The 17,554-nt window shown below is 72.7% G+C and carries 3 protein-coding genes; all 3 read left to right on the top strand.

The features are described from left to right. The first annotated feature begins 8 nt into the window (after positions 1-8). From BM076_RS35785 to BM076_RS23960, 3 genes are read left to right on the top strand one after another with little or no spacing between them, the layout of a single operon-like run. Positions 9-464: a YbaB/EbfC family nucleoid-associated protein gene (locus tag BM076_RS35785; RefSeq protein ID WP_245796264.1), complete on the top strand. Its 456-nt coding sequence runs from the start codon at positions 9-11 to the stop codon at positions 462-464. After that, complete coding sequence (locus BM076_RS23955; protein WP_093715745.1) at positions 457-789, top strand: hypothetical protein; 333 nt, start codon at positions 457-459, stop codon at positions 787-789. Before BM076_RS35785 ends, BM076_RS23955 begins: the two co-directional genes overlap by 8 nt. Before the next feature lie 2 nt (positions 790-791). Next, positions 792-17,357: a hypothetical protein gene (locus tag BM076_RS23960; protein ID WP_093715746.1), complete on the top strand. Its 16,566-nt coding sequence runs from the start codon at positions 792-794 to the stop codon at positions 17,355-17,357. Positions 17,358-17,554 lie beyond the last annotated feature (197 nt).

The following is a 17,554-nucleotide window of genomic DNA, read 5'->3' on the forward strand; positions in this document are numbered from 1 at the left end:
CGAACACGGTGGACGAGTCGATAGAGCTGCGCCTCCAGCAGGCGATGGAGGATTTCGAGAAGCAGCGCGCCGAACTGGAACGCGTCCGGGACGAGATCAGCACGCTCAAGGTCACGGTACGTTCGAAGGACCGGGTCGTGGAGGTCACGGTCGGCGCCCAGGGCGAACCCACGGCGATGCGCTTCCTGAACAACAAGCACCAGAAGATGACCGGCCAGGAGCTGGCCGCGAGCGTCCTGGAAGCACTGGCGCTGGCCCGCGGCGAGATCGGCGGCATCGCGCGCAGCCGGTTCGACGCGGCGGCGTCGGGCGGTATCGGCGTCGCCGGATCAGGGCTGCGCGACCTGGACCTGGAACGGCTTCTGGAGCCGCTCACCACGGGCGGCCCGCTGGGCGCCCCCACAGGCGGCGTGGGCAGGGCGACGCCCGCCGACGCCAAGAACGAAGGGGCCGAACGTGACTGACAAGGTATTCGCCGCCAGGCCGGACCACGTGCTCCGGGGTGGAGCACAGACCGACGAAGTGGGTCAGGACATCGTGGCGAAGGGAAACGACTACCTCGACCGGACGGTGGTCGACCTGACCGACCCGCCGTGGGGGAACGACGAGATCGGGAAGAAGTTCGCCGAGAACTACTTGGAGACGCGGTCAGATCTGCGTGAGGCGGTCAGCGCGCTGATCGACGCGGTGTCCAACGCGGCCAAGCTCACCGCCGATTCGGCGACGAACTTCCAGGCGGCGCAGAACGACGCCATCGACCACCTGAACACGACCCGCAGAAGAAACTAGTCATGTCCGCGGACCCCCTTCTCAGAGCGATCGTGCTCGGCCTGACCGGTGAGAAGATGCCGGAGGGGGACTCCGAGGAGATATACGCCAAGGTGGTGATCCCGCACCTCGAACTGGCGGCGTATCTGGGGGACTTCCAGAGTCTCATCGCCCAGGTGGTGAAGTCCGTCTCGGACAACGTCACCGGGCAGTGGAACGACCCTTACCGCAAGGCGATGCTGGGCTTCGGCACCGCGGAGGGCGCGGGCTACGTCGACAACCTCAAACAGACCGCCAAGGGAGTCGCCGACTACGCCCGTGAGACGGCGTACCAGATCACCTACACGAACCGGATGATCATCGCCCAGGTGATGGAGTTCCTGTTCGAGTGGGCCGTCACGCTGATCATGGCCGTCTTCAACCCGGTCCAGGCGCTCATCGAGCAGAGTTTCCTGCGGGCGCTGTACCGGCTGGTCCTGCGCAGTGTGATCCTGCGCCTGCTGGCGATGGTCGGCATGTACGAGTCGTTGAGCATCGGGCTGGGCGCGGCCATGGACGCGTTCGTCCGGTGGTCGATGGCGGACAACGGCCTCTACACCGACTTCGCGTCCCAGTACCGCGACCAGATGGTTCAGTTCGGCGCCGTGCAGGGCGCTTTCATGGTGGTCGTGCCGTTCGCCGGAGACGGGCTCGGGGCGCTGTTCGCCAAGGGGCTCGGCCGCGACGGAGCGCTGAACATCCAGAAGGCGGTGGACAAGGCGCTGCTCGGCGGTTCGCGGGACACCGCCGACGATGTCGGGCGCGGCGCGGTGCGCGACACGGGGAAGCGCACCGAGAAGGAGGGCGCCGACCTCGGCCCCGGCGGCAAGGCGCCGGTCTCCCGTGACGCCGGTCACGAGCCCGACGGCTCGGGCGCGTTGACGCTGCCGGGGTTCGGCCGCCAGGAAGACACCGCCTTCGGCCGTGACCTGGGCACCGCGGTGATGGACCTGGCCCGGCGCTTCCACGGCGAGGGCCTGGACGAGGCGGCGCGGCGGGCGTTCATCGCGGACATGGGGGAACTGTTCGCCCGCGATCTGGGCCGGGAGTGGGACGTCGCGGCGGCGCGGCAGCTCGGTGTCGAGTGGGCGCGGACCCTCCTCGCCGGGCTCGGCACGCGGGATCTGGCCATCCGACTGGCGGGCGGCCTCGGCAGGTTGCCCGCCTCGCTCGGCCCCGGCCTGCGCCGGGCGCTCTCGCACGACGTGGCGCGGGCCGTGAGCACCGACTGGGGCCGCAAGATCAGCATGGTGTTCGGACACGCGCTCGTGAACGCCGCGCACCAGAACGTCTCGGAACTGGTGTTCACCAAGGCCACCACCGGCCATGCCACGACGTCCTGGGAAACGGGGGTGTCGGGCGCCGGGGCCGGGCTCGCCGGGCATCTGCTGTCGGCGCACGCGAGCAACCTGGGGGCGGGGCTGCGAGTCAAGGCGGCGGCTCTGCTGAAGAAACCGGACTTCACCGTCGATGCCACGACCGCCGCGGGCGGCGCCAACTCCACCGATCTGCGGGCGCGTTCGCGAGACGACTCGCGTGCTCTCGTCCGCGACGCGGCGGACCGCGACTCCGCGGCCTCCGGGAAGCCCGGTGCCTCGGGCGGCGGGCGGCCGTCCGACGACCACCGGGAACTCTCCGGCCTGCCGGATCCCGGCCCCGTCCATCTCGGCGACAGCCTCCCGGCACCGGCCCTGCCCACGGTCTCGGACCTGCCTGACCTCTCCGCGTCGCCGGACGTCTCCGGCCTGCCCGATCCGTCGGCGCTTCCTGACCTGCCCGCCACGACCGGCCCACTCAGGCGCCAGGACGCGCCGGCGCCGTCGGCCGTACCGACCCCGACCGGCGGGTCGCGCCCCGCCGAAGAGCCGGCCGTACCGGCCCGCGCGGCCTCGCCCGGTCCGGACACGGCCCGGCGCTCGCCCGTGCCGGACATCGAGGCGTCCGCCGACGGCGGCCGGTGGGAGCGGCTGATCCGGCAGGATCCGCAAACGGCGGCGGAGCTGACGAAAGCGGTCAACGCCCAGCTTCGTGACTGGAATTACCTCGTGCACGACGTACCGACCAGCCGGTTGGCGGAGGCGTATGACGGCCTCGACCCGGCCTGGGACGCCGTCCCGCTGCAACGCCGCGCCGTCCTCCTGGCCTCCCGGATCGCGGGAGAACGCTACGCGCCGATGCTCGGCGCGGGCCTCCTCCCGGGCGAACCCCCCGTCTCGCCGAAGACCGCCGGCGAACCGTCCTCCGCGACGACGCACCCGGCCGCCGACCCGCCCCCCACTGCCCCTCACCCCGAGCGCCCGCGCGTCCACCACGCCACCGCCGCGGCGGCCTTCGCCACGCGAGGTCTGTCGGTGGAGGACGTGCGCGGGGACGGCGACTGCTTCTTCAACGCCTTCATCGGGGCGGCGGGGCTCGTCGGCCCCGGAGGCGCCCCGCTCACGGCGACGCAGATGCGGGCGCGCCTCGCCGACGAACTCGCGGCCGATCTCGCGCGGCCGGTCGAACGGCAGGTGCTGTGGCCGCAGTACGCACCACTGATCGCGAACGCGAGCGCCCACGCTCCCGGAGCCGGCTCGGTCGGCACTGATCCGCGCCGGATCATCACGGCCATGCGCACGCCTGGCCAGTACGACAACGTGGCCGGCGACCTCGCCCCGTACCTGGCCGCGCACGTCTACCGGCTGCCGTTGCGCATCGTCGGGGTGGACCGCCGGGTGTCGGGCGGCCGGTCGCAGTACGCCTTGGGGAGCGGCCACGTCATCGGGGAGGAGGACGCCTCGACGGTCACGCTGGCCCGGCGGAACTACCGGTCGGTGGACGGGCCCGCCGTCGCCGAGACGTCCGGCCTCGAACACTGGATGATCGTGCGCGTGCCCGCGCACATGGACCGCAACGACCCGCTCCTGTGGGCGGCGGACAGCACGCAGGCCCGCATGCGGCAGCTGCTCGACGCCGCCGGGGTACGGCCGCCCGCGCCGGCCGGGGACGCACCGGACGACGCGGCGCACACCGGGCTCTACCGCGATGCCGTTCGTGAGATGTTGCGCGAGCTGCGAACGGGTGACGAAGAGACCGCAGGCCAGTTGGCCATGGCTTTCGGCATGTCATGGCCTGATCACGCACCGTATCGGACCGAGGACGCTCCGTCCGACGCCGATCCGCTGCCGCCGCCGCATGCCGTCCCGACGGTCTCGGAGGACGGTGGGCACGAGCACGACGACGCCGCGAGCGCCTCGAGCCACGCCACGGAAGCAGAGCCAGAGCACGACGAGGCGGTCACGGCCTTTCTCCGGGCATGGGCGAAGTCACCGATCATCCTCGACGGGACGCATCCGGTGCACGCGGCGCTGAGGAGGGCGCACAAGGCGGTGCTGGGACGCGGATCGTGGACCGAAGTCGCCGCACGCCTGTATGCGGCGGACGGCCGTCGACCCACGGCGGCGGACCGGGAGATCCTCGCCACCGCCTCGCTCCTGCTCCTGCGGCCCGATCGCGCCGAGTCCGAGCCCGCCGATCGCCGGACCGAGCCAGTCGAATCCGAGCCCGCCGATCCCGCGCTGACGCCCGACACGGCAGTGCCCGACCGGGAGACCGTCCGGCGAGCCGTCACCGTCGATCCGGCGGAGCCCGGGGTGCCGGACGAGCCGGCGGAACCCGGGACGCCGGACGAGCCGTCCCCCGCCGACGTCCCGGCCGCCGGAAACCCCTGGTACAGCGAGCACCGCATGATGGGGGACGCCGCCGTCCTGCGTGCGGCGGACTGGACCGCCGAGGAGGCGGGAGCGGCGGCGCGGGGCACCGTCGCGCAGGACGCCGCCGTGGACGCGCGGCTGCGGGCCGAGATCGAGGCCGGGGTCGCGGCCGTGCTCGCGGAGAACGACGTCAAGGCGTGGCGCGAGCTGCTGACGCACGGTGTCATGCGGGTCATGCGTGGCAGACTGGTGTGGATCCGGCCCGTGCTCGACGGGATCGCCCCCACCGCGACGCCGTCCGCGCCGTCCGCGGTCCGCGAGTACGGCGTGTCCTTCGGGTCCACGGCCGCCGCGCGCGAGCAGAAGAAGATCACGGTGAACACCGCGGACGCGCTCATGTTCAACGCGCTCCACATCGGCTCCGCGGTCGCGTCCGGCGTGGTGCCCGGTCTGCCCATCATCTCCGGCCGGTCTTCCGACGCACGGCAGACGGGGGCCAAGCAGACGGTCATCTCCGGCCGCAAGCAGTTCGTCCAGGCGCGCGGCGAATTCGACAGCGGCGTCCGGATGCTCGTCCATGTGGACGGTCGGCCGGTCGGCAGCGACAAGCCGATCGCACGGGCCCTGACCGTGGCCTTCCCCGCCGCGCACACCGGCCCGCAGGAGCCGCGCCCCGGCGTTCTGCCTCCCGTCGACGCAGCCGAGGGAGCCGGGCCCGCCCGACCGCGGCGGGCCGGCGAAGTGCTCAACGCCATCGACCTGATCCCGCTGATCGCGCAACTCCAGGCGGATCTGCGGCAGTCGAACCTCCCGGCCGCCGCTGTCCGTGACATCGTCGCCCAGGCGCAGAGCACGCTCAACGAGACCACCGCGCGCAACCGCGGCCGGTGGTGGCTCGGCGGTGGGGACACCGCGAACCGGATCTCCTACGGAGTCGCCCTGCCCGGACTGCACGGCTTCCGCGGCCACTTCCGGGTCCGCGCCGAACCGGAGAGCGTCCAGCTCCTCACGGTCACCGACGCGGTCCGCAACCGGGACGACACCGGCCTGACCTCGGCCGCGAGCGGCAAGCGCGGCGGCGGCAGCGCGGCCACCCTGATGGGCAGGGTCAACGGGGCCTGGCTGCCGGTGCCCGCGCCCACGCCCGGCTCGCACCGGGTGGCGGCCGCGCCGGTCGGACCGCTCTTCTCCGTGGCGGGCACGTCGGAGCGCGGCTGGAACTACGGCCTGACGTCACAGGCCCAGACGCACACCATCCTCAACGGCGCCGAACCGCAGGCCCGTTACCGCACCGTGCTGCGCGTCGTGCTGGAGTGGACGTCCAGCACCCACCCGGGTCTGCGGGCCACCAGCGCCTCGGTGAACGCCGACATCGGCGTGCCGTGGCGGGACGGGAAGGGGGCAAAGGAGTTCGAGACGAGGGCGCTCGGCGCCGTCCGCTCGCCGTTCCTCGCCGACCACCTGAGCCGTCCTCCGGTCCGCCCGGGGCCGGTCGCCGCCCAGCCCCACGTCCGGGCGCTGCTGCGGGCGTCCGGCCTCCCGCCGGTGCGCCGGACGGAACGGCCGGACCGGCTGCTGCCGGGGTACGCGGTCATCAAGGACCCGCGCGAGCCGTTGGCGCTCGCCAGCAGACGCGGACTGGGATTCGCGGCGGAGGTCGGACTGCCGGGCGCGGAACAGGTCGGCGACCACTTCCACGCGGCGCTGCGCGAACTGGCGGGGCGGCGACGGCTGTCGGGGGTGAAGTGGGCGGACGTGGACCGCACGCTCGCCGTCCACTTCGGCCGGCCCGCTCTGGAAGGCGACCTGACGCGACTGTTGGCGGGTGTCACGCACACCCTGACCGTCGACGGGGTTCCTGTGACGCTCAGGGCTCGCGCGCACCTGCTCGACTCGCGCGGTGTCAGCTCGTACCCGCTGACCGTCAATTCCCGTGCGGTGATGGGGGAGACGGTGACCAGCGGGAAGGACCTCCACCGGTCGGTCCAGGTCGGAGCGGGGGCGGGGGTGCGGCTCACCGTCAAGGAGTGGTTCCGGCTGCAGCTCGGCGGCCTGCGGCTGCTCGGCGGCTACGGGCGCGGAACCGCGGACTCCTTCACCGGCGCCAGCAAGACGTACCGCCGGATGGAGAACGTCGCCGGGGTCGACGAGCACCTGCTCGACGTCGTCTACGAGTTGGTCATGGACGCCAAAGGCGAAGCGGGGCCGAGCCGTTGGTATCTGGAGGACCCCGGGAACCTGGTCGCGCAGATCGTGGTGCCGCACGAGCACGTGCCCGCGCTGCCGGTGCCGGCGCGGGAATCGGAGGACGCGGGCCGCCTCACGGGGTCCCGCTCCTGGCCCGCCGGACGGGACCGGTTCGACTTCTCGCACGGTACCTCGGCGCTCTACCCGGCGTTCCTGGCCCTGCCGCCGCTCGCACACGTCACCGCGCGGCTGTACGCGGGACTGCACGGCCTGTCAACGGCCTGGCTCGGCAACGAGGCGGGCTGGCCCGCCGCCATCGCGGGCCTGGCCCAACCCCGCACGCTGGCGGCCTACTTCGGGCCGCTCACCAGCGAGCGCGGCTGGAGCGTCGAACTGCCGGAACGCAACGGCTGGCACACCACCCTGCGGGTGCGGCTGCGGGCGTACCGGCCACGGCCGCTGCCCGCCACCGAGGGCGAGACGGAGATCGAGCAGTACTCGCAGGCCCAGGAGAGCCACACGCGGGAGAAGATGCGCTCCCGTTCTGCCGGACTCGAAGGCACGATCGGCTTCCTCTTCGGCGTCGGGAGCGACACGTTCGGCGGCAGCGCCTTCGACGCCGCGGAAGCGGGCGACGGTACGTTCGGCGGCGACGAGCTGGCAGGCGACGGCGGGACCGCGCCGGGCCACGGCCACGGGGGCGCGACGCCCGGAGGGCGGATCGCCCTACTGGCGCGGGGCGAGGCGGTCAAGGGGTGGCACAGCGGCGACGGCACGACCCGAGGCGGTGTGGACATCAGCCGGGCCACGTACGGCGGCGCGCGTACCTACCGCGTCGACCCGGTCTTCGAGGTGGCGATCAGCCGGTCCAAGGGGCACCGGGTCGAGGAAGAACAGCCCCGGTACCTGTCCTTCGCCGACGCGATGGACCTGCTGGTGCCCGAACGCCGGGTGGCGGACATCCTGCCCCCGTCATCGGCGCCGGAGGTCTCCTCCGCGCCGCCGCTCTCCGCCGCGCCGGAGGCGTCCTCCGTCCCGCCGCTCTCCCTTACGCCGGAAACGTCCTCCCTCCCGTCGTCTTCCGCCGCGCCGGTCGCGGATCCGGCGCCGCCGCCTGCCGAGAGCTCGGCGCCCGCGGTGACCCGGACCTATCTGGACGGCGGAAAGCTTCCCCGAACCCTCGTCCATCCCGAACTCCTGAACGCCGACAGGGTGTTGGACGCGATCGTCGGCCGGCTGCGGGCGCGCGGGCTGCTGCCCGCCGCGCCGAAGGGCGGGGTCGGCGCGGCGAGCCCGCTGCTGCGGTCGCTGGAGGCGACTTTCCGCGGCGAGTCGTTGATCGCCCGGTTCAGGAGTCTGCTCAGCACCGGAGTATGGGCCTGGTTCCCCGTGACGGGTTTCGCGGGGTCCACCCACTTCCTTTTCGTGCGGGTGTCCGTGGCGCATGTCGGCGCGGCGACCTCCGAACACCCGCGGCCCGGAGTGAAGTTGACGCTGCGCGCCGAGAAGCTGACCACGACCTCGGCGCAGACCGCGAGCAGCCGTACGCTCATGGCCGCGCTCACCGCCATCGCGCGGGGCGGCACCCATGCCGTGGCGCCGGACGGCACCAGACGCGGCGGTCACGGTGGGCTGGACTACACGGCGGGTTACCTCGACGTCGTCACGGAATTCGAGGAGAGCGCCACCAAGACCCTGGCCATCGCCCGCGCCGGCACGCTGGGCGGCGAGGCGATGCACGAGTTCGAGCACGACCTGACGTTCACCGTGGAAATGGGTGAATCCCGTCAACTGCCCGAAATCATCAGTGCTTTGACACGCGGCGCACACGCCGGGGTCGGCAAGGCGGCCCGATTGCTCGGCGCGGGCGACGGCTGGGAGCGCTTCTGGCAGTCGCACGAACCCTGGCACTGGTACGAGGACGGGGCGAACCGGCCGGTGTCCGGCAGCGTCCGGCTGCTGGTCCCCACCCATATGACCGTGCCCACGGCCCATAGGGCCCCGCCCACACCGCTCCCCGCCCTGTCGGCGGGCCCGACCTTCACCCGATCCTACGGTGAGAATCCGCGGTGGGAGCCGTTCACCGGGCCGCCCGCGCCCCGGTTGTCCCAGGATCTGCTGGGCGTCCATCCCTGGGACGTGCCGGCGGCCGACGCGGTGAACAGGTGGGCGCACATGGCGGCATCGCGAGCCGTACGGGCTCCCGCGCTGGACGGCACCACCGTGCTCAACCACCGCGGCCGGGACTTCAGCACTCCCGCGGGGCTGGTCTACGACCGCCGGACCAGCCACAGTGCCCTGCGGCCGGACATCGCGGCGCTGCTCACCATGACGTATCCGGTACGGGTGGGCGACCGTGACGTGCGGATCGGTTTCGAACTCACCGCGGCCCGGCCGCTCGGCCCCGAGGAGGGCGTGCGGTTCAAGGCCCGGCGCTACGAACAGGAGGACACCGAGGAGCGGAGCGGCGGCGAGCACGTGCGCGGCTTCTTCCACGGCCCCGGGCCCGAGGGCGGCGGTCCCTCGGGCGACGACATGCTGCTGGTGCGGCTGGCGGGGGAGCGCATGGGGCTGACCGCGGACGGCGCCGAGGCCGAACTCGCGGAGACCGACGAGCACAACAGGGAGGGTGTCCGGACCTTCCGCTACTACAGCTTCGACGTGACGGTGCTGGCGTGGGCCGCGGACGGTCCGCCCCGGACGCTGAAGGTCGATGTGCCGGACGGCTTCGTCGGCATGTTCCCGCTGGAGAGCGACGGGCGGCTCGCGGCACCGCTGGAGGCCGAACTGGCCGCCCTGGGCGCCGAATTCCCGCGCCGCGCCCCGACCGCTCCGGCTGCCCCGACTGCTCCGGCTCTCCCGGCCGAGCGGCTGCCGGCGGGGCCGCTTGCCGTGGACCCGGAGCGTGTCGGGGATCCGGAGCACGTCGCGGTCCCTGAGCGTGTCGGGGATCCGGAGCACGCCGCGGTCCCTGAGTATGTCGGGGACCCGGAGCGTGTCGCGGTCCCTGAGCATGTCGGAGAGCCTGAGCACCCGGAGACGGTGCTGCTGCTCCCGGTACAGGTGCCCCCCGAGGTGCGGCCCCTGGGCGTACCCCGCTCCGCCTTGCCGCAACTGCCGGACGTCATGGCGACGTTGCGGGAGATGGTGAGCGAACTCGGCGAGCAGGTGCCGCAGCCGGAGTGGGACCGGTTGCCGCAGACGCTGCTGAGCAACTACCGCTACCTCGCCGGGGGCCAGGGCGACGCGGTCGCCGGCCTGCTGCTCCCGCTCGGCCCGGTGGAGATCCTGGTCTCGCTCGGCCTCGACGAGCCGCACCGGGTCATCGAGGCCGCCGGCCCCGACACCGGGCACGCCGTGCTGGAAGCCGTCGAAGAAGCCGAGGAGGAGGCCGGGAGCGAAGCGCAGGAGGAAGCATCGACCTGGGAGGGCCACGCGCCGCCGCCCGAGGAGACGGCCGAACCGGTCCGTCAGACGCCACAGCACCCGCTGCCCCGCCAGGAGCACCCGGAGCGGCCGTTCCGGGCGACCGAGACCGTCAACAGCGCTTACCTCACCGGCGCGTTCGTCCAGTCCCACGCCGGTCCCACGAGCGGCACCCGCGCCAGCGCGTCGGTGTCCTTCGGGCTCGGCGCCACCCCCGGCGTCTTCCACATCGTCAGGGTCGGCGCCGCGGCGAGCTACTCGGCCAACCAGTCCTTCCGCACCACGAACCGGGTCGGGGACGCCGAGGGCGGTCATGTCGAGGTCAGCCGGTCCGATCACACGCTGCTGTCCCTCACCGCTCGCTGGACGCTGCGCGTGCGTGCCCGCGGCCGCGACGACTGGACCGGCGACGACGGCCCCAGGACCGTACCGCCCTCGCCGACCGAGCGGCTGCTGATCTGGCTGCCCGAGCACTACCTCCAGCCCGCGCCCACCCGGCAGATCGTGGCGAGCACTCAGGCCCGCACGGCCCTGCTGCCCGAGACCTACTTCGCGGCCGGGCTCACCGGCCTGCCGACGCTCTTCGACGCCATCGTCGGCGCCATGCGCGAGCAGGGGCTGCGCCTGCCGACCGACTCGCTCGGCCGCGGTGAGCTACGGCACAAGCTGTGGAACCTCGAAGCCCATCTGGACCGGGCGGTCAACAATCCGGGCGGCTACCGCTTCGTCGTGCACGCGGAGTCGGGCCGGCCGGCCGCCATCGTCCAGCTGAAGGCACGACGCCTCGGCGCCGACCTGCTCGGCGGCACCAGCGACACCACACACCTGGAGAACGTCAGGACCGGGATCGACGGCACCGGCGGCGGCCACACCGTCAGCCGCTCCCTGTCGGTGACCTTCCCCTCGGTCGAGTTCGACCTGCTGCCGACGCCGTTCAAACCGTCCGGCCTCGACACCGCGATCAGCCTTCAGCCCAGTGTCACCTGGTCCAGTTCCGACGGGATCGGCGCGGGCCGTACCGGCCTGTGGGTCGTCGTACCGCGCTACGTCGGCTACACCAGTGCCTACCGGACCGTGTTCACGCTCACGGCCACCGTGGCGGTGCGCGGCCACGACGCTGTGCCGGCCGGGCCGCCGGTGGCCGGCCAAGCGGTGCTGCGGCTCCCCGAGCCCGAGGCATTCCGGCACGGCTTCCCCGTCGAGCGCGCGGCGCTGCTCCGGCCCGACGACGCCTCGTCCGCCTCGTCCACCGACTCGCGGAGTTTCCACACCGCCCGCACGCGGCTCACGCGGACGTCGAGCGTGTCGTCCGGCTCGGACGGCTACGACACCGCGCCGCAGAGCGAAGCCGATGAGATGACGCCCGCACCGGACGCGGTCACGGCCTCTGACCCGGTCGCTCTGCCGGCCCCGGACCTGGCTCCTGATCCGGCCCTGGACCTGGCTCCTGATCCCGCCCCGGACGCGCCTTCTGAGCTGTTGGCGGACGCCGCGCCCGAACCTGATGCGGACCCTGACCGCGATCTTGCGGTGATACCCGAACGGGTGCCGCTGGACTCGCCGTTGCGGACGGCCAGACCCGCGGACGGCACGGCGGCCTCCGAGCAGCTGCCTCTGCACGTCGCCGAGGGCAAGGGCATCGGCACCGGGCGGGTCGAGATCGACGACGAGACCGTGGAGGGCCTGTACCGGCCACTGGAGCAGTTGTTGCTCGACCGCGGCTTCCTGGTCAACGAGAGCAACGGCATGGCGGGACGCCACTGGTGGTCCCACGGCAACAATCTCGACAGCAGGCTGGCCAACCGAGAAGTGCTGGACAAGTTCGTCTCCAAACGCGGCCTGGAGACGCACTACGACCAGATGCACCAGTCCGGCCTGACGTTCACGGTCCACCGGCGGGCGGGATTCGCGGGAGTGGACTTCACGGTCGACGCGGTGAAGGTCACTGTCACCGCGCGCAGATCAGCGACTCCGGCCCGGTTCGTCAAGCACACCAAGGACTACCACTCGGTCAACCTGGCGATGGGCCTGGACACGGCCGGACAGTCCCACGGCGCCAGCCGGAAGATCGCGCTGGGGCTCCGTTTCCGCGCGCTGTTCCGGGCGCTGCGGACGGGAGCCGTTGGCGTGGAGGTGCAGCGGACCGTCGGTGTCGGCAACAGTGTCAACTTCGTCCAGAACCGCCCGGAACTGATGGAGTACAACGGCGTTCTCGCCGTCCACGAGCTCTACAGCGACTACGAGGTGACCCTGGAGTTCCAGCGCAGGAACCGGCCGTCGTTCAACTCCCGTGCCGTCGAGCGCGTACAGCTGCCCGACCTCACCGAGAAGCGGGCGACGGCGTATCTGCTGCCGCTCAACACCGAGCGGCACGGCACGCCGGACGCGGCCCCCGTACCCACTGCCGCACCGTCCGCCGCCACCACCGCCACCGCGCCCGCGGCCCAGCCCATGCCCGCCGTGGCGCCGGTCCGCACGCCCGTCTCCGTGCTCGACCAGGCCGTCGTCTACCACCTGGACGTCTCGGACGTCCATCGACAGGCGATCACCGCCCTCGGGCCGCTGGTCGGCCCGCACGGGGGCGCGGACCAGGAACTGTCCAGCTTCACCAGCACCATCGAGATGCGCGCCCATCTCAAGGAGATCCTCGGCGGCGGCTACACCACCGACCAGTTCTTCGAACCGGGCTGGTTCCGCGACACGTTCGGCGGGGTCGACATCCGCGGCTCGATGGGGGAGTCCGTCTTCGCGGGCGCCACCCCCGACCCCTTCGTCCTCGGCATCATCAAGCTCTGGCTCGCGCAGACCAGAGGAACCGACACCGGCTCGCACGGTGTGCGTCCCATCCTGGACCTGGCCTTCGGCGGCCCGGTCGGCACCGGCGACGGTTCGCTCCAGGGCGGGTTCGACCTCAGCAGGACCTGGCAGTGGGACCGCTCCTCCGGCGAGGGCCGGACCGGCGGCAAGGAGCTGATCCAACTCGACTTCAGCCGGGCCTACCTCTTCAGCACCACTGTGGACTTCGCCGTCAGGAGCCTGCGGGAGAAGCACGGCAAGCTGGCCCGCGCCGCGCACCGGGCGGCCCCGGGCACGGTCCCCGGAAGGACGATGCTCTACCTGCTGGCGGAGCCCGACGCACTCGAACGCTACGCCGCGGGTCAACTGCCCCTGCCCGCAGCCCAGCTCACCGATGCCATGGGCCGCTGGGAGACCGGCGAACTCCGGCTCAGCGGCAACACCGTCGCCGGTGTGCTGACCCGCTGGTCGCGGCAGACGCGTCCGGGAACCGCCGTGAGCGGGGCGGCGCACGGGACGGCCGGCAGACCAGAGAACGCCGAACCCCTGCGACTGGCGGTCCTGCTGGCCGGTCTCACCGTCGATCCACCGAGGCCCGGCGACCGGCGGGACCGGCTGCCGGTCCTGGACGAGACGGTGCGGGCCGCCTTCGACCAGGAGTTCGCCGCACATCCCGGTGCCGAACTCGGCAGTCCCGCCGACGCGTTGGCGGCGGTGCGGCTGCCCCCGTATCTGACCTCGGGCACTCCCGCCGCCACCGCGCTCGGCCACAGCGGAGTGCACACCATGTCCTTCGACAGCCAGGCGACCACCTATCGCCTGGTGCGTGAGCAGATTGACGCCGTCGCCCCCGGGCTACTGGCGGCCGAGCCGCAGGTGTGGACCGCGAACGGCCACCACATCGGACGCCTGCAAGGCGCGCTCGACAGCCTCCAGGCGCTGCTGGCCGGCGGTCGCGACGGCGCCATGTGGGAGGACGTCCTGTCGCCCAACGGGCACACCTTCTACCTGGTCAACCCCATCGACTGGCTGGCCGCCGACGTCGTCGAGGTCAGACTCTCCGCCGTCCTCGATCCCCATCCCCAGGTCACCGACTTCCACCCGGCGAGCGGTCTGGAGAACTACGGCCACGGCTACGTCGACTCCGCCCGCAGCACCGGCAGATCCGCCGCTCAGGGCATCACCTTCGGCAAACTCAGCGGTGGCACCGCCGACGGCGGCGGCTCCGGCACGATCGGTGTCTCCGGCGGCCACCACCGCGGCATCACCGCGGCCGAGACCGGCACGACGGAACAGACCGTGTACGACTGGAACGGTCACTACCGGGTCCGGTTCGGGCAGCAACTGACGGTCAGTGTCCGCCGGTTGAAGACCGACGGATGGCCGCTCGCCAACGCCCTGGTCGACCTGAGGCGATTCCTCGGCCTTGGCACGGCACTGGCCGACAGCAGCAGCTCCACGCGGGGTGAACTCGTCCTCCAAGTGCCGCGCGGCCTCGCCGAGACCCCACGGATGTACGGTCCGCTGCCCGCCCGCGATCCGCGCCCGCTGCCGCCGCTGCCCGGGGACGCCTTCGTCACGGCCGTGCTCATGGACGACGCACTGCCGGCCGCTCGCGCCCTGCTGACCCGGATCCTCGGCCCCAAGGCGACCCGGGACGAGGTCCGCGGCAGCGGCATGCTGCCGGTGCTGCTGTCGCGCTCGCACTTGACGAATCACCTGCTGGAGGCGACCGCGGGCAGGCGCTACCAACTGGCTGACAACCTTGTCGTGCCCGGCAACGAATCCGCGCGGCTCCAACTGTGGCTCACCGGTGACCTGGTGGATCTGGAAGTCATCGGGCCCGTCCACGGGACGGGAACCGGCCGGTACAGCAAGCACCAGCGTGGCACCGGCATCAGCGTGGGCAACGACGGCTGGCGGCCCTCCGCGGGCGCCGGTGCGTCGGGCAACGGAGTGCTGCACACTCCGGCCGCGGCCACCCCGGACCCGGGCGCACCCGGGGCGCCCGCCGCAGACCCGACGCCGATGCCCGCGCCCCCCACAACCGCGCCCCACACCGGCTCTGGCGGCGGCGGGCTGTCCCGTGCCACGGGCGCCGGACACACAGACACCGGCACCACCAACTACCGGCGCGAGCAGCACGTCAAACAGCAGGGACCGGTCTACCTCGTACGGATGCGTGGCAAGTACCGGCTGGAGGCACAGCGCACCGACAAGCACCTGTTCTGGTTCGACACGCTCGGAGGCAGCCACACCAGCGACGCGGTGACCGGTGACGTGTACGCCGAACTCTTCCAGGCCGAAGTGGACGAACTGCGGGCCCATGTCGCCGCCTCGACGTACCCGCCCGCCCCGGTGGAGCCGAGCGCACCGCACTGGGCGGAGTTGCGCGACCGGCCCGCCGACGACATCGCGGACGAGCTGCTGCGGGCGATGGGCCGCCCGGACGCCGATGTCCGCGACGTCCACCGCGAACTAGCGCGATGGCAAAGGGCGTTGGGGCGGGACGCAGGTGCGGCCCGCCGATTCTGTCTCGACACCGCACGCTTGGGCCGTGCCGTCCACCGACGTGCCCTGCGGTGGGCGGTCGACACCATGCGGAACGATCTCGTGGCGGCGGGTGAACCGCGCCGTCGGAGCGACGAGTCGGCGGCGGCCTTCGACGACCGGGTGAGCCGCCTGGAAGGCCTGCGCACTCGCTTCCGCGAGTACGAGGCGCTCGCCGCGCGAGAGCGCGTCGGCGGTCCCACCGCCGAACTGGAAGGCGGGGCCTTCGCTTTGGCCCGTTCGGTCAACGACCTGCGCGGCTGGCTCGACGAATCCCGGGGCCTGCCGCCGGGACCGCCCGTCGCGCTGCCCGCCGCCCTGGCGCTGACCGGACTGTCCGCCGACTACCTCGCCCGTGACCTCGCGCTCGAACTCGACACGCACGTCCGCCTGGACGTCGTGCTCCCCGGCGGGGCGGTACGCAGCCGCTGGGCCCAACCCTCCGGCCACGTCCACGCGTTCGACCCGTCGGACCCGAACTCGCCGGAGACCACGGGCACACTGTCTCCGGCAGCGGCGGTGAACGTCGGCCTGCTGCCGTCCGACCTGCTCGACGACATCGGCCTCTGGGGCGTGACCGACGCCGAACTCGCCGAGGCGTACCGCGCGTCCTGGGACCGCGGACGGACGCTCGAAGAGCAGGTGCGGGAGATCATCGAGGGCCGCGCGCATCGCTACGAGAGGTTCGGCAGAGCGTTCCGCCACTGGGACGCGGACCGTGTCCTCCTGGCGGCGGACCACGTGGAGCGGTCACTGCTGACGGCGGGGCCCGGCGCCCGCTCGCTGGTGACCGTCGTACGGCCGGACGGCAGCACACGGCAGGTGTTCGCGGTGAACAGGGCCGGGCGCGTGAGATGGGCCGAGGGCGACCGCTGGCTGACCGCGCGACCGGTCGCCGGGGACGACCTGGTCGCGTCGATCGACATCGGGCCCGACGACCGCCTGCTGAACCCTTCGGCCGAGCTGGCGGCCGGTGACCCGCGGGACCTGTACTTCCCGGATATCCGGCCGGACGAGGGCCTGCCGGGGCCGACGCCGCCGGGATCTCCCGTCATGTCCCCGAAGGCCGAGGCCGGGTCCGACACCGACATCCGGACGATGCTTTCCGAGGATCCCGACAGCTCTGGGGATTCCGAGGACTCCGAGGACCCGGCCGCTTCCGACAGCTTCGCCCCGGAGGCGCGGTCGCACGCGGCCCCTGAGCCGGACGCCGCCGCGGACCAGTTGCGTGCCCCGGACGATCGGGACGCCCGACCGGACTCGTGGGCGGACGTGCTGGAGGCCGACGCGGGCCCGCAGACCGCGCCCGCGGCCGACCGGCCCGCCGACTTCCCGTTCCCGCGCACACGGCTTGAGGCGTGGCGGCGCTACGCGGCCGCGTACGAGCGGGCCGAGCGGGCGAGGGAGCAGTACAAACTGGCGCGGAGCGTCGTGCCCGGACGCGCGGGCCTCACCGCGGCGCAACGCGACGCCATGGGCAGCAGCGAAATCGAACGGCGCTCCGCGCAGGGGGAATTGAGACGCAGTGAGGCCGATCTGAAGAGCTGGGGCCACCCTGTGCCCCCGTCCTTGATGGCGCGCTGCCGCGCCTGGTCCGCGGACGCCGCCACGCGCGCCGTCCCGCACTCCCCGCCCATGAACCCGGCCCCGTCCTCTGAACCCAGTTCCGCGCTATTCTCCGTACCTTTCGCCTGGAAGCCTGCGCCGCTCGAACCGCCGGTCGCGCCATCGGCCTCCGACCCGCCCACGGTGCCACCGCCTCCCTTGGTGACTCGGGCCGCGCCGTCGCGTGGAATCGTCCGGCACGGTGCGCGCAGGCGGCCTGAGTCTTTGGCGGATCGTGCCTTCGCGATCCTGACGGGCATCGCCGAAGAGGCCGAGGAGGAAGCGGAGCCGTAGCGCGGTGCGCGGCCGGGGCGCGTATCGGAACCGTGGTCCGGGACGCGTCGGTGGCGCGCGTCCGGTCCGGCGGCGGACGCGCCATGAGGACGCCGGGGCACGCGCGACACGCCCGGGATCGCGCGGCGATTGATCCCGCGCGGCCCCGGCTCCGTATCCATCCGTGAGGGGAGAACTGTCGCCCGTGCGCACCGTGC

The organism is Actinacidiphila alni (assembly GCF_900112845.1).
GTDB classification, from domain to species: domain Bacteria; phylum Actinomycetota; class Actinomycetes; order Streptomycetales; family Streptomycetaceae; genus Actinacidiphila; species Actinacidiphila alni.